This window comes from Bifidobacterium imperatoris (assembly GCF_002860405.1).
GTDB lineage: Bacteria > Actinomycetota > Actinomycetes > Actinomycetales > Bifidobacteriaceae > Bifidobacterium > Bifidobacterium imperatoris.
The window spans coordinates 1-19,747 of record NZ_NMWV01000009.1; the positions used below are offsets into that span (position 1 = coordinate 1).

12 protein-coding genes, 2 rRNA genes and 1 pseudogene are annotated in these 19,747 nt (G+C 57.6%); 4 read left to right on the forward strand and 11 right to left on the reverse strand.

What is annotated here, in order from left to right:
* Positions 1–356, forward strand: a pseudogene (locus tag Tam1G_RS03645) (integrase catalytic domain-containing protein); the annotation flags it as partial.
* Positions 357–454: 98 nt separating this feature from the next.
* Here the strand turns inward: Tam1G_RS03645 and Tam1G_RS03650 are convergent.
* The 9 genes from Tam1G_RS03650 to Tam1G_RS03690 form a co-directional block, all read right to left on the reverse strand.
* Entirely contained in the window at positions 455–2,521 is a 2,067-nt protein-coding gene (locus Tam1G_RS03650; protein WP_101625494.1) for a beta-galactosidase, read from the reverse strand.
* Between the two features lie 54 nt (positions 2,522–2,575).
* Positions 2,576–4,114 carry a glycoside hydrolase family 43 protein gene (locus Tam1G_RS03655; protein ID WP_101625495.1) on the reverse strand — a complete coding sequence of 513 codons (1,539 nt, stop codon included), beginning with the start codon at positions 4,112–4,114 and terminating at the stop codon, positions 2,576–2,578.
* A gap of 83 nt (positions 4,115–4,197) precedes the next feature.
* On the reverse strand, positions 4,198–6,237 hold the full coding sequence (yicI, locus tag Tam1G_RS03660) for an alpha-xylosidase (protein WP_101625496.1): 2,040 nt from the start codon (positions 6,235–6,237) through the stop codon (positions 4,198–4,200).
* Between the two features lie 183 nt (positions 6,238–6,420).
* The gene (locus tag Tam1G_RS03665; RefSeq protein WP_101625497.1) at positions 6,421–8,646 is read right to left on the reverse strand and encodes a beta-glucosidase; all 2,226 of its coding nucleotides are present in this window, start codon (positions 8,644–8,646) and stop codon (positions 6,421–6,423) included.
* Between the two features lie 52 nt (positions 8,647–8,698).
* On the reverse strand, positions 8,699–10,183 hold the full coding sequence (locus Tam1G_RS03670) for an alpha-L-fucosidase (protein ID WP_101625498.1): 1,485 nt from the start codon (positions 10,181–10,183) through the stop codon (positions 8,699–8,701).
* Positions 10,176–10,853, reverse strand: coding sequence for an SGNH/GDSL hydrolase family protein (locus Tam1G_RS03675; RefSeq protein ID WP_101625499.1), 678 nt, complete (start codon positions 10,851–10,853; stop codon positions 10,176–10,178). Before Tam1G_RS03675 ends, Tam1G_RS03670 begins: the two co-directional genes overlap by 8 nt.
* Before the next feature lie 100 nt (positions 10,854–10,953).
* A complete protein-coding gene (locus Tam1G_RS03680) occupies positions 10,954–12,711 on the reverse strand; it encodes an ABC transporter substrate-binding protein (RefSeq protein WP_101625500.1) in 1,758 nt (585 codons plus the stop codon).
* Positions 12,712–12,781: 70 nt separating this feature from the next.
* A complete protein-coding gene (locus tag Tam1G_RS03685; RefSeq protein WP_033891610.1) occupies positions 12,782–13,702 on the reverse strand; it encodes a carbohydrate ABC transporter permease in 921 nt (306 codons plus the stop codon).
* 41 nt (positions 13,703–13,743) lie between these two features.
* Positions 13,744–14,784, reverse strand: a complete 1,041-nt coding sequence (locus Tam1G_RS03690) for an ABC transporter permease (protein ID WP_101625501.1) — start codon at positions 14,782–14,784, stop codon at positions 13,744–13,746.
* A gap of 280 nt (positions 14,785–15,064) precedes the next feature.
* On the opposite strand from Tam1G_RS03690, the gene Tam1G_RS03695 reads away from it, so the two are divergent.
* The 3 genes from Tam1G_RS03695 (at position 15,065) to Tam1G_RS03705 (ending at position 18,922) form a co-directional block, all read left to right on the forward strand.
* A complete protein-coding gene (locus Tam1G_RS03695; RefSeq protein WP_101625502.1) occupies positions 15,065–15,712 on the forward strand; it encodes a YesL family protein in 648 nt (215 codons plus the stop codon).
* Between the two features lie 90 nt (positions 15,713–15,802).
* Positions 15,803–17,980 (forward strand): DUF6020 family protein, encoded by a 2,178-nt coding sequence (locus Tam1G_RS03700; RefSeq protein WP_033891612.1) that lies wholly within the window; start codon positions 15,803–15,805, stop codon positions 17,978–17,980.
* A 45-nt stretch (positions 17,981–18,025) separates the two neighbouring features.
* On the forward strand, positions 18,026–18,922 hold the full coding sequence (locus Tam1G_RS03705; RefSeq protein WP_033891614.1) for a PucR family transcriptional regulator: 897 nt from the start codon (positions 18,026–18,028) through the stop codon (positions 18,920–18,922).
* 223 nt (positions 18,923–19,145) lie between these two features.
* On the opposite strand, the gene rrf is transcribed toward Tam1G_RS03705, so the two are convergent.
* Together rrf and Tam1G_RS03715 are read right to left on the reverse strand one after the other, a co-directional pair.
* Positions 19,146–19,262 (reverse strand): 5S ribosomal RNA (rrf, locus tag Tam1G_RS03710).
* A gap of 176 nt (positions 19,263–19,438) precedes the next feature.
* Positions 19,439–19,747, reverse strand: a 23S ribosomal RNA gene (locus Tam1G_RS03715); the annotation flags it as partial.

The window sequence follows — 19,747 nt, forward strand, 5'->3', positions numbered from 1 at the left end:
CGGTCGCGCGCGAAAGCACCCGGGACGGCCGTCCCCGCCGCGTCTACGACGCACCACGCACCCCGTGGGAGCGGCTCAAGGAGTTCGACGAGGCGGACAGGGCCGCCGGCGGCCCCGGCTTCATACCCGACGACAAGCGAGAGGAGATCGAACACACGCTCGCGACCGTGAACCCGGCCGAGCTCGTCCGCCGCATCCACGACATCCAGGACCGGCTCGAAGCACTGGCGGCACCGCGCACCGCGCGGCTGGCCAGACGCATGGGCCCGGACATGGCATACTTGAACAAGACGCTCGCCCGGATCGCGGGCGTCGAACCGGAAGACGACGAAACCCCACAAGCCGACGCGGACTAGGATTTCACGCTCACCACAGGTGAGGCACCACTCCGGATTACGCGCTCATTTTCAAATGAGGCACCTCGTGACCGACTTAACAAGGCCTGAGATTTGAGTTATCGTGCCGTCACAATGACCTGATACGGAGCCAATGTGCAGTCAGATTCCAGCACGGCATCGTGAGCCAGCAAATCGGCGGCACCAGACAGGGCCGGCAATGCAACCTGCTGTTCACGGTCGGTCAGGTTGATGACGAATGTAAACACTCGGCCATCATCCGCATATCGTTCGGCAACTTCGACGCCATCCGGGGTAGAGATCGAAGCCAAGCCTGCAGCATCCACTATCGGCTGTACCAACGCATCCATGCCGGGCTCGCTCAGCGGAGTGCCCACATAGTAAGCCTCACCCTTGCCAAACGTGTTCACGGTAACGGCTGGCGTACCGGCATAGAATTCGCTGCCTCCATAGGTGGCGAGCGCACGGGCGCCTTCCAGATGCATGATGCTGGCCACGATTTCGCCGCTTGCCTCTACTGCGCCCGCGGCTGCAGCAGCCTCCGCACCAAACGACACTGGGATCGTCTCCCCCGGTGCCATCGCGTCAATTTCCTCAGCCCGGACGCCGACGAGCGCACGGAACGGACCGGGGTAACCGCCCGGAATCACCAGATCATGCTCGTCGTGAATGCCGGACATGTAGCCGGTGATGAATCGCCCGCCATCGCGCACATATGATTCAACGGCTTCGGCAACGCCGGGCTTGACCATGATCAGCGTCGGTGCCGCCACAATGGCGTAACGGGCGAGTTCGGCTGCTGGCGTGGTGCTGGGGATGATATCCACGGCAAGTCCGCGACGGTTGAATGCACGGTAGAAGCGGTGCACTTCGTCCGGGTAGGAGAAGCCGGCGATGGGTCCCACGCAGCCTTCCAGCGACCAGTAGCTTTCCCAGTCGAACATGACGGCCACATGTGCGCGCACTTCGGAGCCCATAATCTGCGGTGCGATATTCTCGAGTGCTTCGCCAAGCGCCGAAGTCTCACGGAATACGCGGGATTCCTCAGTGCCATCGTGTGCGATCACGGCCCCGTGGAAGCGTTCACAGCCGCCCAGGGACTGCCGCATTTGGAAGAACTGCACGGTATCCGCGCCATGCGCCACGGCCTGCCAGCTCAATGCGGCCACCTCGCCGGGGCGCTTGACCTTGCAGTACGGGAACCAATTCTGCTGGTTCGGCGTCTGTTCCATCAGCATGAACGGTTTGCCGCCGCCCACGCCACGCATCAGATCGTGGTTCAGGGCCACGCGGCTTGCCGGCATGCCCATGCCCGGGTAATTATCCCAGCTGATCACGTCCATTTCTGGACCCCATGTGAAGTAGTCGAGGTCTTTGAACGTGCCCATCAGATTCGTGGTGATGGGCGTGATGGCATCGAACCGGCGCACGGCGTCGCGCTCGTTCGTAAAGCATGCCAGCTGGGATTCGTTCTGGAATCGGCGATAGTCGATGAGCAGCCCGGAGATTACACACTTCCTCGGATCCCAGTCGGATCCGATGCCGTCGCCGTAGCCGACCGGTGGCACAATATCGGCCCAATCCACAATGGTGTGGCTCCAGAAGTTCGCGCACCATGCTTTGTTGAGCGCCTCAAGAGTGCCGTACTTGGCCTTGAGCCATGTGCGGAATGCTTCAGCGCAGGTTTCGCAGTAGCATAGGCCGCCGCCTCCGCCGTATTCGTTGCCGATATGCCAAGCCTTCAAGCCTTCAGTACCGGCGTATCGTTCGGCAATCTTGCCGGCGAGTTTGCCGGCAACCGCACGGAAGTAGGCAGAGTTCGGGCAGAAGTTATGGCGTCCGCCGAATACATGGCGCTGGCCTTCGAACGTAGTGCGAATGATTTCAGGATGTTCGCGCACCATCCATGCAGGCAATGCGGCGGTGCCTGTGGCGAACACGATGTTGAAGTGATGCTTGACCAGCAATGCCACGATCTTGTCAAGCATCGTGAAATCGTAGGTCTCCTCGCCTGGCTGTAGGAGCGTCCAGGAGAACACATTGATGGTTGCCTCATTGATGTGCGCGTCCTCGAGCATGTCGAGATCGCGTTCCCATGTTTCCTCGGGCCATTGTTCCGGATTCCAGTCGCCGCCGAAGAGGAACGTGTCGAATAAAGGTGTCATGCGATGCTCCTTTTGCCGCCGGCTCCCCTTTTGAGGGAGCCGGGCAGAATTGTGTTACTGCTGCACGCTGTAGTGCACGTTGTTGAAGGTGATGTTGCCTTGGCCGTGTGCATAGACGCCGAGCAGGATGCCGGTGAAGCCGCCTGCGTTGGTGAAGCTCAGCAGTTTGCCCGGCACATGGCCGAGCAGTTGCTCGCCGCCCGCGAATGCACTGGTGTTGGCCACGGCGAAGTCATATCCTGATTCGTCGCCGCGCACAATCAAGCGCAGTTTGGCGCTTGCCGGCACAGCTACAGTACCAACTATGGTGGCAAGTCCGGCGTTGTGAGCCGTGGCTTTGACGCGAATCAATCCGTTGGCATCGGATGCGCGCACTGCGATGGTTAGGTAGTGGTGACTGTTGGCGTATACGGCAACACCTGCTTCACCGAGGGACAGTGCTCGGGCATCCGCCAATGTTGCGCCGAATTCGAAACGCAGGTCGGTCTGGCGAGTGCCGATCATCGGTGCACCGTGGGTCAGATCGAATGATTGTGCGGCTGCATGCACGGTAATGGTCGCGTTATTGGTGGTAGCCGGCGCCATTGCATGACCGGACGATACGATGTACTGCTTGTCTGAATCGATGCCGGGAGTAATCCATTCAACATCTGATTCCAGTGAATCATTGTGACCGTTGAGGTCGCAGTCGTATGACTGATCGGCCAGCTCAGGCCAGCCATCCTTCCAATCGAACCAGACGGCGTACGGTTCGCGGCCGACCCAGCCTTGGGCTGGGTATTCGTTGTTGTTGCGGGTGCCGTGGAATACCATCAGCGTGCGATCGTCTTCAAAATGCGCGCAATCGCAGTGACCGATGGCCTGCAGGGTCAGATGGGTGGAACGGTTGGTGATCAGCGGATTGCCCGGATACATCTCGTACGGGCCAGTCGGATTGTTGGAACGCGCGATGTTTTCCATATGCCCGGATTCGGTGCCACCTTCTGCCCACATCAGATAGTAGGTGTCGCCGCGCTTGTACATGTGCGGGCCTTCCGGATTGGAACCGGTGATACCGCCACAGATGCGCTTACGCTTGGTCAGCACCGTTCCGGTGGTGACGTCGATTTTCGATAGGTAGATACCGGCTGGCTCGCGTTCGCCGTTCTCATCCGGCTCCCCGCCTTCGTTGCCACAGATGTAGGCGGTGCCATCGTCGTCGAAGAACAGGCTCGGGTCGATGCCGGGCCAGCCTTCCACCCAGATGGGATCCGACCAGCCGGCGTGTGGATCAGTTGAGGTGAGAATCATGTTGCCGGTGTTCACGTTGGTCACGATGAGGTAGTAGATGCCATCGTGGTAGCGCAAGGTGGGCGCATAAATGCCCTGGCTGTTGTCCATCGTCTCGTACGGGAACTGCTCGGGGCGGTTCATCGCGTCGCCGATCTTGTGCCAGTGTTCGCCGTCTTCGGATTCGAAAACCGGGAGCCCTGGGAAGAATTCGAACGAGCTGTTGACCATCAGGTATGTTCCCTGCGGGGTTTCGCAGATGGTGGGGTCCGGGTGGAATCCGGAGGCGATGCGCCGTGCCGGCTTAACGTTGAACAGGGTCATGATTCTACCTTTATTGCAAAGTCTTATTGGTTCCCCTCAGTCACCTTGCGGTGGCTGAGGGGAACCATGTTGTTATTCGCCGATCAGAAGGCCAGCGGATCGGAGCCGGGGCGAACCAGTACGGGCAGGGTGTGGTAGTCGTACTGTTCGGTGTACCAGCGGCCCGGCTCATAGGTCTTACCGGTCAGCAGGTTGGCCCATGCCTCACCAGCGTGGTCACCACCAGCATCCGGCACGTAGAAGCGAGCGGTGCCATCTTCGGAGAACACCGGCGCCACGAGCAAATCATCACCCAGCATGTACTGGGTATCGATGTCTTCGCAGGCCGGGTCGGTCGGGAACTCAAGCACCATTGCGCGCATCATCGGCACGCCGGTCTCATGGGTTTCCTTGGCCATAGCTTCCAGATACGGCTTGAGCTTGAGCTTGAGCTCGGTGAACTCGCGGGAGACCTCCACAGCCTCGTCACCATACAGCCACGGCACCTTGTATTCGGTGGAACCGTGGTAGCGGGAGTGAGAGGAGAGCAGACCGAACTGGGTCCAACGCTTGAACAGATCCGGGGTCGGCTTGTCTTCGAAACCGGCGATGTCGTGGCTCCAGTAGCCGAAGCCGGACATGCCAAAGCTCAGACCGGCACGCAGGGATTCGGCCATAGACGGGTAGTTGGAGGAGCAGTCGCCACCCCAATGCACCGGGAACTGCTGGCCGCCCACGGTGGCGGAACGAGCGAACAGGATTGCCTCATCCTTGCCCTTGGTTTCCACCAGCACGTCGTACACAGCCTTGTTGTACAGGTAGGTGTAGTAGTTGTGCATCAGCTCGGGGTCGGAACCATCGTAGTACTGCACACCCTCGGTGGGGATACGCTCGCCGAAGTCGGTCTTGAAGCAATCGACGCCCTGAGCCACGAGGTGCTTGAGCTTGTCCTGGTACCACTTGGTGGCTTCGGGGTTGGTGAAGTCCACGATGGCCATGCCGGCCTGCCACTTATCCCATTGCCAAACGTCGCCGTCCGTGGTCTTGATGAAGTAGCCCTTCTTGGCGCCTTCCTCGAACAACGGGGACTTCTGGCCGATGTAGCTGTTGATCCACACGCACACCTTCAGGCCGCGTTCGTGCAGCTTGGCGAGCAGGCCTTCCGGATCGGGGAACTTGGTTTCATCCCACTCGAAGTTGCACCATTCGAGTTCCTTCATCCAACGGCAGTCGAAGTGGAACACGGACAGTGGAATATTGCGCTTGGCCATGCCGTCGACGAATTCCATCACGGTCTTTTCGTCGTAGTCGGTGGTGAAGGAGGTGGAGAGCCACAGGCCGTAGCTCCAGTCCGGCACCAGCGGCGGCTTGCCGGTCAAATCAGTGTAGGTGTTGAGAATGCCCTTCAGGTCCTTACCACCGATAACCGAGTAGCTCATCTCTTCGCCGGGCACGGAGAACTGCACACGGGAGACCTTCTCGGAGCCGATTTCGAAGCTGACCTTGCCGGGGTTGTCGACGTAGAGGCCGTAACCCTTGTTGGACAGGTAGAACGGAATGTTCTTGTAAGCCTGCTCGGTGCCGGTGCCGCCATCCTCGTTCCAGATGTCAACAGTCTGGCCGTTCTTGACGAAGTTGGTGAAGCGCTCGCCCAAGCCGTAAATCTTCTCGCTGACGCCGAGATCCAACTGCTCGGAAACGTGCAGACGGCCTTCCAGATCGGTCACGAGGCCCTTGGCACGCCAACCGGAGTGAGCGATGACCTTGCCGTCGTAAACATACTTGAAGTCGATGGTCTCGCCCTTGGAGATTTCCAGCGTCAGCTTGCCGGAAGTGAAGGACCACTTGTCATCGTCCTCGGTAATGGTGACGTTCGGGTCGGATTCGTTGAGCGCGAACTTCGGGCAGTGGCTGCGATCCTTCTTGAAGTTGATGAGCCTGGTGGTGATGATATCTTCACGCGGGCTGGTGACTTCGATGGTCAGAATGCCGCCGTCCAGGGTCTGGCCGGGGTGATGAATCGGCACACCGAACGGGCAGAACAGGGTGAGCTTCTTCTCTTCGACGTTCGCCGTGTACACATTGGCCGCGTACTTGACGTCGAAGCCGTCTTTGACAAGCCAGCCACCATTGAGGAACTTCATTGTTACGTCTCCTTCATTGCGAGTACGTTGTGTTGAAATTTATCTTATTTATAAGTCTATAAATAACCAATTTCGACACGCCAGTGCTGTACTAACTGAGGCATAAATACCGCAATAGACATGAAAAGGCCTGCCGCAGATTGCACTGAGCAATCCACAGCAGGCCTTGATATTGCTGAGATTTCAGGCGGTGATAGCCATGCCGTCTTGAGTTCGATCGGAATCCGCAGCCTTACATGCGGCAAGGAAGCCGGTCAGTCGAATATCCGCCACTGATTCGCCAATGTACACATGGGCAGCCGATGCAAGGGCATATGCTTCCGACTCGTTGGACCAGTAGCGAAGCGCACGAGCGGCATCGAGCGCCAGTTCAACCTGGTGGCTTTCACCCGGCTGCAGTTCGACCTTCGTGAATCCACGCAATTCCTTAACCGGGCGGCACTCACCGGTACCTTCAAGACCGAAGTACACCTGCGGCACGGCTTTGCCGGCTCGCTTGCCGGTATTGGTCACCGTGAAGGCCACATGCACTGCGCCATCCACGAGTCGCACATCGCATGCGCTGTAGTCGAACGTGGTGTATCCCAAGCCATGACCGAACGGGAAGAGCACTGGAGCATGCTCAGTCTCATAGTGGCGGTAGCCCACAAAAATATCCTCGTCGTAGCGCACATGAAGGCCAGGGCCGAATGTACCGATGGAATGCGCTGGACTGTCTTCCAGAGCAATCGGGAACGTTTCGGGCAGGTGACCGCTCGGGTTCACACGGCCAAGCAGGGTTTCGGCAAGCGCGGTGCCGGATTCGCATCCGTTGTACCAGTTCCAGACGATGGCGCGAGCGCGATCGGCCCACGGCATAGCCACCGGAGAGCCGGCCACGAACACCAAGATCGTATTCGGATCAGCTTCGAGCAGTGCTTCAATCAGCTCATCCTGGCCATAGGGCAGCTGCAGGTTCTCACGGTCGCGGCCTTCAAGATCGTATTCGTGGTCAAGTCCGCCTACGAAGATTACCGGATCACCGGAGGCTGCGTATTCGCGAGCCAGGGATACGGCTTCCTCACGCAGACGAGCGGCACGTTCGGCATCATCGGTGGCGGAACCGACCGAGTTCTCCAAGCTGTCTTCCTGCCAGGAATCATCCTGCACCACCTGCTTGGCGTCATAGCCGAGCGCGTATTCGATTTCCACGTTGCCGCCGAGCTGTCCGTTCAGACCCAAGATCGGGGTCACTTCGTGCAGCGCCTTGATGACAGCGCTGCCACCACCGCTGGAGTGGATGCGGTCGGCGTTTGCGCCAACGACCAGCACGCGGCGCATCGCATGCTCATCAAGCGGCAGTAGCGTATGGCCTTGGGCATCAGCCTCGTTCTTCAGCAGCACGATGGATTCGCGCGCCACGTCCAGTGCAGCCTGAGCGTGTGCGAGCGTGGCATACGAGCCGGGCTTGCGGGATCGCGGAGCGTTCACCGCATCGCCATGCTCGTCCTGTGCCGGCAGCATGTGCAGCGCATCCATCACGGCAAGCACGCGCAATACCTTGGCATCGATATCCGCTTCGTCAACTTCGCCATCCTTCACCGCCTTGCGCAACGGGTTCGCGAAGTAATACTCATCGAAGTTCGGCGTCACGGACATCTCCACGTCCAGGCCCACGCGAGCGCTGGCCACCGTGCGCTTGACGGCGCTCCAGTCGGAGACCACGAAGCCGCGGAAGCCCCATTCGTCGCGCAGAATATCGTCCAGCAGACGCTTGGATTCGCAGCACTGCTCACCGTTGACGAGGTTGTATGCGCCCATCAAGGACAGCACGCCACCGCGCTTGACCACATCCTCGAATGCGGGCAGGTAGATTTCGCGCAATGCTCGCTCGCTGATGGTCTCATCGACTTCCAAGCGATCGGTTTCCTGGCTGTTGGCCGCATAATGCTTGGCGCAGGCAGCCACATCGGATTCCTGCACACCTTTGACGAAGGCCACGCCCTGTTCACCGGTCAGATAAGGGTCTTCGCTCATGTATTCGAAGTTGCGGCCGCACAGCGGGCTGCGCTTGATGTTGATAGAGGGGCCGAGAATCACATCCTTGCCGCGGCCTCGGGCCTCAGATCCCAGCACTTGGCCGGCCTTGTGCGCCAGCTCACGGTTCCAGGTAGATGCCACTGCGGAACCGGAGGGCAGGTAGGTGACGCGATCGCGGGTGTTATAGAGCGGAGCCCAGTTGTCATTGTGCAATTCCTCGCGCGGACCCATCGGGCCGTCGTCCATTTTGAACGGCGGAATGCCCAGTCGCGGCACGCCTTCGGTGCGGAAGAGACCGGCAGCGTGAATCATGTCGACTTTTTCGTCCAACGTAAGCTGGGCGAGAAGTGCTCGCGCTGTGGCGATATTGGCTTCGGTAATGGCAGTCATGCTGTATTTCCTTCTTCAATACTGCGGTACGCGACAATGCGACCGCTGACGGCTATGCGATGGTGATTTTGAATCCGACTGGTACGCTTGACTCGGTTTCAGTACGCTCGGCGCTGGAGACTGGGGTGATGACCAGCCCGTCGTTAGTGCGCTCCCACGCCACCGGCCCGGCTCCCAGTTGTTCCACTTCGGTGATGATGCCATGAAACGGTGCACGGATGCCGTCATGGTAAGCGGCGAATGTGGCGCTGGTGAGCGTGGCAGCACCGGCCGGGTTGAGGCAGAAGGCGTATACGTTGCCGTCTTTGGCGGTGAATCGCCAGTCGGCGGCCGTGTATTCGATGGCCGTCTGATCAGCGAACGAACCTTCGGCGGCGCGCGTGGGGCCTTCTTCGGCAATCCGCCACGGGCGCGTATCGTAAATGCCTTCACCGTTGGTGTCCATCCAGCGACCGATGGATTCCAGCAGCTCACGGTCGCGTGGAGCGATCGAACCATCGGCGCGCGGGCCCACATTGAGCAGCAGATTGCCATTCTTGCTCACGGTGTCCACGAGGGTCACGATGAGTTCGGAGAGGTTCTTGTAGTCGAGCGAGTTCGTGTAGCACCATGAATTGCGCGCAATAGCGGTGTCGGTCTGCCATACATATGGGGTCGCGGTGGACAGGCCGCCGCGTTCCACGTCGAACAGGCCGGCGCCCCAAGCCATGCCGTCGTCTTTGTAGCAGATGATGACCGGCACACCCCATTCCACGCCGCGGTTGTAATAGAACGCGGCGAGGCGTTTGATGTATGGCTTGAATACGTTGTGCTGAATCCACCAGTCGAAATACAGCATCTCTGGGCGGTAGTTGTCGATGAGCTCGCACACGCGCAGCAGCCAGTCGTCGAGGAACTCGTCGTCGGGCTTCGGCACGGAGAACAGGTCCTGATTGTCCGGCTCCGGGTTGGCAGGCCAGTAGAAACCGCCTTTGGCATCCGCTTCGGCACCTTGCACATCGGAGTCGAAGTCGCGGCCGTGCCCCATAAACCACCAGTGTTCGGCACGATGGTTGGAGGTGGCGAAATGCAGACCATGCTGCAAGGTGGCTTCGCGCAGTTCGCCGATGATGTCACGATGCGGGCCGGTTTCCACCGTGTTCCAATGCGAGAGCTCGCTGCGGTACATCTGGTAGCCGTCGTGATGTTCGGACACCGGGAAGTAGTATCGTGCGCCGGCTTTGGCGAACAGGTCGAGCCATTCGTCTGCGTTGAATCGTTCGGCGGTGAACATCGGAATAAAGTCTTTGTACCCGAATTCGGACTGCGGCCCGAAAGCGGCGCGATGATGATCGAATTCCGGGTAGCCTTCGATATACATGTTGCGCGAATACCATTCGTTGCGGTATCCGGGCACGGTGTAAAGCCCCCAATGGGTGAAGATGCCGAACTTGGCATCCGGAAACCATGCCGGCACCTGCACGTGGGACAGGGACTGCCAAGTGGGATCGTAGGGGCCTTGCGCGATCACGCGATCAATGGTGTTCAAATCAATCATCGAAGGTGCTCCTATTCCAATCGAAACCAACAGCCTGACACCATGAACGGGCGATAATCATTGCGCCGCGTTCGTATGGGTGTACGCGATCCTGGCTGGCCAGGCAACCGTGCAGTTGGGTGAGCCAGTGGTCCACCGCCGCTTGCGTGTCCACGAAGATTGCATTGTGCTTTTCGGCCATACGCTTTGATGCCGCGGCGAATTCTTCGATTTTGGCGCGCATCTGGTCTTGCGGATTCGGCTCGAACATGAACGGACGCATGATGATAATGCCTTTGAGCTCCGGCAGGGATTCCTTGGTGCGTTCGAGCAGTTCATCGTAAATGCGCTCGAAATCCTCCACGGTATTGAGGCGAGCCTGCCATAGCGGTCCGTCGAAGTACCGCCATGCATCATTGACGCCGACCATCACGGAAACATAGTCCGGCTTCAAATCGATGACATCCTGCTGCCAGCGTTCGGACAATGCCACGATGTCGTCGCCGCTGATGCCGGAATTGATGGTGCACAATGCACGATCGGGGTAGACGGCGGTAAGCAGGTTGTGCAGAGCGTTCACATAGCCGGTGCCGTAGCCCCAACCGCCCGGGATGGCAGTACGGTCGCGACCGGCATCGGTAATGGAATCACCCATGAACACGATGCGAGAATGTTTCGGGAAAATCAGCATGATGATCGCTTTCGGTTTCAGATATGAGATTGCGCGACGGCCCGGAAGGAGCGGGGCCGCCGCGCAATGAGAGAGGGCCTGTTATGAGGGGATTACCTCATCACTTGGAGGCTTCGTACTGCTTGACGACCTCCTGGCGGGCCTTGATCCAGTCCTTGGCGTTCTGCTGGTCAACCTTCAGCACGCTGTCGTAACCGAGATCCTTGACCTGCTGGCGAGCGTCCTTGAGCACCTTGGTGAACTCGGAGTCGGACTTGGCCACCAGAGCGTTCCAGGAAGCGTTGACAACCTCGGTCTTGATGGAGCTACGGGTTGCGGAAACCGTGGACTCTTCCTGCGGAGTGGTGTAGGAGGCACCCGGAGCCACAGCGAGCAGGTTGTTCTTCTGGAGGTAGTCGATATCGCTGGTGGCGCCGCCCATGTGCTCGGACCAATCCTGGAACAGAGCGGAGGTGTCGGCCTCGGACTCCCACAGCTGCGGGTTGAATGCAGCACCGGTCTCGGAGTCGATGTCGTTCTGCTGCACGGCCTTGAAGTTCAGCAGGGAGAAGCCGGAGTCGTAAGTGCCGCCGCCGAGCTTGTCGGAGATCTTGAGGTTGGCGTGGTCGCCGTTCATGGCCTGCTTGCCGAAGTCGGTGAGCTGAGGCTTGCCATCCTCGCCCTCGGTCCAGCAGCCCAGATCCTTCGGGCAAGCGGCACCGCCGGCGTTGGAAGCGGCAGCGTACACACCGTCAGAGGAGTACAGCCAATCGATGAACTTGGCGATGCGTTCCTTGTACTTGGACTTGGATCCAATGGCGATGATGGTGGAACCGTCGCCGTCCGGGGTGAAGCCGGTGGAGTAGACCTTCATGGACTGCAGCGGAGCGAGCATGAAGCCCACACCCTTGGCCTTGTTCTCATCGGAGTTCATACGCGGCTTGCCCAGCCAGCTGAAGATGGAGACTAGGGTCTTGCCGTTGGTCACCTTGTTCTGCATGGTGTCCCAATCCTGAGTGGTGGATTCAGGATCGACCAGGCCCATCTGATCGGCCTTGTTGAGGAAATCGAGAGCCTGCTCGTAGACGCCGCCCTCCTGGGTGGCCGGCTGAACATCCTTGCCATCAGCGCTCACGAACACAGAGCCCTGGTTCTGGTAGCCGAGCCAGTTGACGATGGCGGAAGCGTTGTTCATCACGTCGCCATCCCAATCCTTGAACAGGGAGAAGGCGTAGATATCATCCTGGCCGGTTTCCTTGCGGGCCAGATCCTGCATGTTCTTCAGCACGTCGAGGAAGGAATCGAGATCCTTGATCTCCGGGTAGCCGAGCTCCTTGTAGTACTCCCAGCGGATGTACGGAGCGGAAGTGGGCTCCATGCCTTCGCTCGGGCTGGACGGATCAGAGGAGGAGACGCCCTGCGGGATGCCCCACACGCCATCCTTGCCGGCCTGCTTGGTCACGGAATCGACAGCGTTCTGGTACTTCTTGACGTTGGTCATCTTGCCGTAGTACGGGGTCATATCGGCAACCAGGTTGGCCTTGACCAGCTTCTGCAGACGGCCGTTGCCGGTGCTGGTGATAATCAGATCACCCAGGGAGCCAGAGGCTGCGCGGGTATCGAAGACGGTGTCGCCACCGGAGACGTTCGGAGCAATGATGTTGAGCTTCAGGTTGAACTTGTCCTGAACGATCTTGGCGAACCAGCCCTTCTGTTCGCCCTGCTGGTTGGCCAGAGAGTCGAACACGTCGATAGTGACCAATGAGCCATCATCCTTGGCATCGGCTGCGGTATCGCCACCGCAAGCGGCCAGCGAGAACGTCATCGCCGCGGCCAGGCCAACGGCCAGCACCGAGGTGAGCTTCTTCTTGATTTCCATGACGGAAACCTCCTTGTTTCTTTTTCCTTTGTTGTCTGTTGAAGTTTGATTATGTAGTTGAAGGTCTCAATCAGCCTTTAACCGCACCCAGCATCATGCCCTTGACGAAGAAGCGCTGGAAGAACGGGTAGACGAACATGATCGGCAGCACCACGATGACGGAGACGGTCATACGAATCGAGGTCGGGGTAGCGGCGGAAGCCAGGGCGGCCACGTTCGCGGCGTTCGCCTTAGCGGCGTTGGCCAAGGCGCTGGCCTGGTTGATGTACGTGTACAGCAGGTACTGCAGGGAGTAGAGCTTGTCGTCGGTCATGTAGATCAGCGTGTCCTGGAAGGAGTTCCACTGGCCGACTGCGGAGAAGATGGCGACCGTGGCCAGGATCGGCGTGCACATCGGCAGCACGATCTTGCCGAAGATCGTCAGCGTACCAGCGCCATCCATTTCGGCGGCTTCCTGCAGGGAGTTCGGAATCGACTCGATGTAGGTCTTCACCAGGATGATGTTGAACGGCTGCACCACTGCCGGCAGGATGTACACCCAGAAGTTGTTGGTCAGGCCGAGGTTCTTCATCGTGATGAACATCGGGATCAAGCCGGCGTTGAAGTACATGGTGATGACCACGAAGCGGTACCAGAACGAACGTGCCCACATCTTCTTCTGCGTGAACATGAAGCCCAGGTAGGCGCTGGCGAGCACGGTCAGCACTGTACCGATCACGGTACGGGCCAGGGAGATCCATGCCGCGCGGCCAAGGCCGGAGAGCGCCAGCACATCCTTGTAGTTCTGCAGATGGAAGCCCTTGAACCACCAGGTCACCTCGCCCGCTGCGGACAGATTGTTATCAGACAGCGAGTTGATGATCAGGTAGTAGAACGGGTAGGTGCAGATCAGTGCGAACACTGACAGCAGCACGATGTTGAATACGTTGTAGACTTTCTCACCCGTGGTGCGACGCATCGCCGGCGAGACACTTGACTTCTGCTTTGCCATGATTGTTCCTTAATAAATCTCGCGTGACTTTGCTTGGCCGATCAGACGATGCCCTCGCCGCGGGTGCGCTTGGACAGCCAGTTGACGATGAAGAGCAGGGCGACGGAGACCAGCGACTTCAGGATGGAGATCGCGGTACCCAGAGACAGGCTGGAGTTGCCGAGACCGACGTTGTAGACGTACAGGTCGAGCACTTCGATCCACTTCTGGTTGAAGTTGTTCTGGAACACGTAGTACTGGTCCATACCGTTGTTCAGGAAGTTGGAGATGGAGAGCATGAGCAGCACGAAGTAGGTGGGTAGCAGCTGCGGGATGGTCACATGCCAGATTTGCTGGAAGCGGTTGGCGCCATCCACCTGTGCGGCTTCATACAGTTCCTGATCGATGCCAGCGATGCCTGCGAGGTACATGATGGAACCCCAGCCGAGGCCCTTCCACAGGTTCCACAGCAGCATCTTGAGCCAGATGTGATCACCGGAATCAAGGAACTTGATTGGCTCGGTGATCAGGTGCAGGTTCTGCAGCAGCTCGTTGATCATGCCGGAGGAGGAGAACATCGCGAAGGCGATGGAGTAAACCAGCACCCAGGAGATGAAGTTCGGCAGCGTGGTGAGCGTCTGAATCAGGTTCTTGAACCACTTTGCGCGAATCTCGTTCAGGGCGATGGCGAAGATCACCGGGAAGAACGAGGTCAGGATGTTCAAGCCGGACATGGCGAAGGTGTTCATCAACACCTGACCGATCTTGGCCAGCTGAGCCGGGTTCTGCACCAGCAGCTGGAACCATTGCAGGCCCACGAACTCGCTTTCGGAGAGCGGAATCGGCGGCTGGTAATCGTAGAATGCGTAAATCCAGCCGAACAGCGGCAGGTAGCTGAAGAGCACCACCATAACCAACAGGGGTGCGACCAGCAGGAACAGCTTCAATCCGTGGCGCTTGTTGTAATCAGCGCCGGGAAGCATCTTCTTCGCCTTGTTGGCGGCACGACGATCACGACGGTTACGCGCTGGCTTAGCGTCGGCAGCTGCGACGTTATCCGCGGCCAACCCGACTTCGCCGTCTGCGGTTGCAACGTTCTGCATCTTGTCTCCTTTGAAGCAATGCAGCGAAGACATTGTCTGGGTGCGACCCATTTCGCAACCCGTTGTCTTCTTGTCTCTTGTTTATAAGTTTATAAATAAGAATTTTTTCTGTCAAACGCACTTATGGCCAAAACCACTCATCACCGCGCAATCAACCTCTGAAAACCCTTGGAAAATCGCGGAATTCGACCAATAGAATTTTTATTTATATACTTATAAATAAGCGTGTCGCAATCGGTGAGTACGTGCTTGTACACTTACCTGAGGAATAGGAGGAACAATGAAGTTCAACACCAATGCACCCTTCTGGCGGTTCATGGATACTCTGGTGCATTTCACCGCACTGAATCTGCTGTATCTGCTGACGTTGATTCCGGTCATCACCATTGGCCCGGCTCGCGCGGCATTGTACAGCACCATGTTTGCGTACGACGAGAATGACGACATCAGCCTCACCCGCGAATACCTGCGCCGTTTCAAGCGCGAATTCAAGCACGGCCTGATCTCCGGCATTATCATCATGGTGCTTGTCGCGGCCATCATCTTCGGCCTTGCCTTCTGGAGCGCATGGAACACCAACGCTTCCTATATTCCACTGATTGTGCTCATCATCGCAGCGGTGATTGTGGTACTCACCGCCGAATACCTCTTCCCTATGCAAGCCCGTTTCGAGAACTCTTTGGGTACGCAGTGGAAGCTGGCGGCCATGTTCCCTTGGCGTGCGTTCCCCTGCACGCTGGCACTGCTCGGCATTGATGTGGTGCTGCTCGCCGTGGCCTACTTCATTCCGTTCATTCGCGTGCTTGTACTGATTTTCGGCGTGGCATGGGGTGCTTACGCCAAGTCCTTGGTCTTCCTGTGGGGCTTCAAGCGTTACGGCGGCATGGGACCGGTGGAACAGCCCACCTATATCAACGCACACGACTGATAACAATCGCGCACACTCCTTTTCCTCTCAAGCAACGGCAAGGCATGTTGATTGCCTTGCCGTTCGCGTATACGGCTACCATTGACTGACATGACGTCACCAGCCATCTCCAAGCCTGCCGCCGCCGCGAATCCTACAAAATCCGCGATCAGTTCGCGCCCTCATACGCAACTTGCCCGCCTTGGCACCATCGCCCGGTGGACACTAGCGGTATTGGCTTGCTTGTGGCTGTCGTTGTGCACTGCCGTCGGCCCGTTGTATTGGGATTTTGAAACCGGCACCATCGCACACTGGAACTGGGCGAATACCGCAATCTTCATTGGCTCATTCGTCATCTATTTCGGCATTATCGTTGCCTTGGTGAGATTCGCTGCAATCGGCCATGCGCTTCCCGCCAAGCTGAGCGAACAGCTGCGCACTGCAAAGCAGCAGTTCTTCGCGAGCGCCGGTAGTACCAAGCGTCGCCACGATGCTGACAACAACAATTCTGAATCATCAACAGACATCGGAAGCACAGCTGATGCTGCAACCAGTAAGAATAAGCGCAAAACCCGTTTTCATATCTCTCCTCAACGCATCGCTACGGCGGTAGCACAGGCGCTGCTGTTCTGCCAGCGTTGGATTATCCGCGGCACGAACCGATTCTGGAAACTCCTGCTCGTATTCTTCATTGGCTGGCTGTGGGTGCCCACCACGCTGCTTGCTGCATTTGGTGCTGACGTTCGTTCGCAGATACGCGAATTCAGCTGGGCCTGGAACCAGTGGACTGGATTGAAGCAGCCTTATATCGGCTTCTTCTCATTCGTGCCGATGGACATCTACCCCACCGCGCACTATATGTGGCCGTCCAACCCCACGTATTTGACTGACCAGCACAATATTGTGCTCACGTTGATTTACGGTGCAACGGCTGCATTCTCCCGTTATGTGACCGGTTCGAATGATGCAGGCATTGTGGTGCTCGCCGCCCTGCAAATGTTGTTCGCCGTATTCTGCTGTGCGGCAGCCGCCCATCGATTCTTGAACCGACCGTGGCTGAGTGCCGCCGATACTTCCGCGTACACCGCTACGGATTCAGCTGTGCCTCAACAGGCTGGTGGCTTGGCTCGTTTCCTGATTCTTCTCTTCTTCATGGTGTGCCCGCTGGCTGTATTCGCCACTATTTCTCTGACCAAATCGCCGTTGTTCGCGTTCGCATTCGTCTGGTGGTTTGGTATCTGGTACGAGCTCACACAGACCTGGAGGCCAGCAGCCAAGTGGCGTATGCGCAGCAAGAACAACCAGCACCATGCTGTACAGCCGATTATCCGATTGCCGCGCCATAGCTTCCTTGCCTTTATCGTCTCTACTGCAGTGATGCTGATTTCCGCTAAATACGCGTGGTATATCATCGCTTTGCAAATCGTGCTGGCACTTATCGCCGACCGCCGCCGCTGGGCTACCTATGTTGCCGCGCTGCTCATTCCCACAGTGCTGATTCACGGCGGCATCTCCTATGCCATCTCATCGAATATGATTATCGGCGGCGATCCGATTGAAAGCCGCGGTGTGCAGCTGCAGATGATCGCCCGCGTGGCGCAGCGCAACCCCGATGGCATTTCAAATGAGGCCATGAAGAACCTCTCCCCCGTGTTCAACAAGGATCAGATGGCTGACGCATACTTCCAGCAGGATGCCGATCCGGTGAAGTCCTCGGGTATTCAAGCCAAAAAAGTGAGCTACAAGTGGCGCACGGTCACGCCGGAGGATATGGCGAATTTCAATACTGCTTGGCTCGATATCATCAAAGACAATCCGGTGATTGCACTCGATGCGCTGCTGGCCAAATGCTTCGGCTATTTCAATGTGACCGATCTGCCGTATGTTTCGATGGATTATTACGTCAGCAGCGACTATGTGCAGAAGAATTCCGCATGGATTAAGTACTACAACCATGACTGGCGTGAACAAATCACTCACTTCACCCAAAGCTGGGGCAAGATTCCAGTCATTGGTTGGCCTACGCATGGCAATTTCTATGTGGTACTGACGTTGCTTATCGGTGCTGCCGAAGTGATTCGCCGCCGCTGGCTCACGCTGATGACGCATATCCCACTGCTGTTGCTGATGGGTGTGATGATTACTGCCCCGGCTAATAATTTCGAACGTCATATGCTTCCGGTGGCCTTTGTATTCGGTTTTGTTGTGCTTACATACTGGCGTGAGTCGCGTGCCGAGCTGGCTACAGCCGCGGCTTCAACGCCGATGATGCTCAGCAGCCGCGCATAGGAACCCGTATAAGGCACTTGTAGCTCAAGCATCAAGGTTTACACTATGGTTATGCCTTCAGACTTTCTTGATCTTCTAGCCGCCGACGCAGCTGACGCCAACGACGTTTCCGCTGCAGACCGGATACGCAAGGTTCTGTTTGAATGTCTGTTCCATCAACTTTCCGATCAACGTGTCACATCGTTGTTTACTTTGCTTGGATTTACCGGTGAATTCGACTGCTATGCCATCGCTGGTTATCCTGCAAGGTCCTCTGTACGAACCCGTAAAACCATCGAGAAAATCGTATCTGACTTCGGTGGAGTATGCATTACTGCCGAACATACATTGCATTCCCCGCTTGCGGCTGAGCAGGGTGGTTCGTCATTCGATAGTACGGTGGATAAGTCTGTGGATAAGTCGGCAAAACAGTCCGGTAATACTGTGGTTGTGGCATTGATTCGCCCGGTGGGTGCAGCAACGCCTGAGGTGATTTGCAATACGATTGCCTCGGAGTTCGACGATGCGCGTGCTTTGACGTTAGGACCTCAACTGCATGGCGCGAATGGTGCTATGCGTTCCATTCGTACGGCTTTGTACTGTTTGCAAGCGGCACCAGCATTGGCTGCTGCAGTGCCGCAATTACCCCGCCCATTACGCAATGATGATGCATTGCCCGAGCGTGCGATGATTGGTGATCCTGATGCGCGTAAGGAACTAGTGGACGTGGTGTATGGCAGCTTGGCCGCAGCAGGACCAGATGATCCAACGCTAGTGACGGTTTCGACGTTTTTGAAGTATGGCGGTTCACTGGAGACGGCAGCTAAGGAACTAAACGTGCATCCGAATACGATTCGGTACCGTTTGAAGCGTGCAGCCGAATCGACGGGCTGGGATGCTTCCGACCCGCGTGAGGCGTTTGTGCTCTCCTGTGCGATTGCATTGGGCCATATGGCTGCTTAGGCAGAATTGCCACGAACGCAAAAGGGCCTCTATGAAACTAGTGCTCCATAGAGGCCCTCGTCTTTGTTTGTATACCGCGAATATCGGTATACGGATGCATCGCGCATTGGCTGACGCGCATATGTAAGGCGCCGTGTCGTAATTACCGTTGTTATTCGTTACGTAGGAAAAGGAGAATAAAAAAAGTCCGACATCGATTGATGTCGGACTTTAATAAGTTTAAATGCGGCGGTGTGCTACTCTCCCACACCCTGTCGGGTGCAGTACCATCGCCGTGCCAGGCCTTAGCTTCCGGGTTCGGAATGGGACCGGGCGTCTCCCCTGGGCCATGACCGCCGCAAATCTTCTGTTATACGGTCCAAGACCATGTCTTGGCCGGCATGTGGTGGTTCGGGGACCGGATGGTGGACGCTTCCTGATGTTCGTTTTCCGATGTTCCGCGACGATGCAGTGTCTTTCTGTCGTCCGCGTGTCATTGTGCGCAGCACGGTCGCCAACAATCGAAGATGTTGGCATAGGGTTTCGCCTTTCCCCGTTAGTACCGGTCGGCTCCACCCCTCGCGGGGCTTCCACGTCCGGCCTATCGACCACGTGTTCTTCATGGGGGGTTCAAGGATCCGGGGATCCTATGGAATGCTTATCTTGGAGCAGGCTTCCCGCTTAGATGCTTTCAGCGGTTATCCCTTCCGAACGTGGCCAACCGGCCGTGCCGCTGGCGCGACAACCGGCATACCAGAGGTTCGTCCACCCAGGTCCTCTCGTACTATGGGCAGGCCTCCTCAACATTCCAACGAGCGCAGAGGATAGAGACCAAACTGTCTCACG

Coding starts and splice junctions, on each gene's coding strand:
- Tam1G_RS03650 (WP_101625494.1), bottom strand. CDS start 2,521: ATGACACCTTTATTCGACACGTTCCTCTTCGGCGGCGACTGGAATCCG.
- Tam1G_RS03690 (WP_101625501.1), bottom strand. CDS start 14,784: ATGCAGAACGTTGCAACCGCAGACGGCGAAGTCGGGTTGGCCGCGGAT.
- Tam1G_RS03695 (WP_101625502.1), top strand. CDS start 15,065: ATGAAGTTCAACACCAATGCACCCTTCTGGCGGTTCATGGATACTCTG.
- Tam1G_RS03665 (WP_101625497.1), bottom strand. CDS start 8,646: ATGACTGCCATTACCGAAGCCAATATCGCCACAGCGCGAGCACTTCTC.
- Tam1G_RS03700 (WP_033891612.1), top strand. CDS start 15,803: ATGACGTCACCAGCCATCTCCAAGCCTGCCGCCGCCGCGAATCCTACA.
- Tam1G_RS03705 (WP_033891614.1), top strand. CDS start 18,026: ATGGTTATGCCTTCAGACTTTCTTGATCTTCTAGCCGCCGACGCAGCT.
- Tam1G_RS03680 (WP_101625500.1), bottom strand. CDS start 12,711: ATGGAAATCAAGAAGAAGCTCACCTCGGTGCTGGCCGTTGGCCTGGCC.
- Tam1G_RS03685 (WP_033891610.1), bottom strand. CDS start 13,702: ATGGCAAAGCAGAAGTCAAGTGTCTCGCCGGCGATGCGTCGCACCACG.
- Tam1G_RS03675 (WP_101625499.1), bottom strand. CDS start 10,853: ATGCTGATTTTCCCGAAACATTCTCGCATCGTGTTCATGGGTGATTCC.
- yicI (WP_101625496.1), bottom strand. CDS start 6,237: ATGAAGTTCCTCAATGGTGGCTGGCTTGTCAAAGACGGCTTCGACGTC.
- Tam1G_RS03670 (WP_101625498.1), bottom strand. CDS start 10,183: ATGATTGATTTGAACACCATTGATCGCGTGATCGCGCAAGGCCCCTAC.
- Tam1G_RS03655 (WP_101625495.1), bottom strand. CDS start 4,114: ATGACCCTGTTCAACGTTAAGCCGGCACGGCGCATCGCCTCCGGATTC.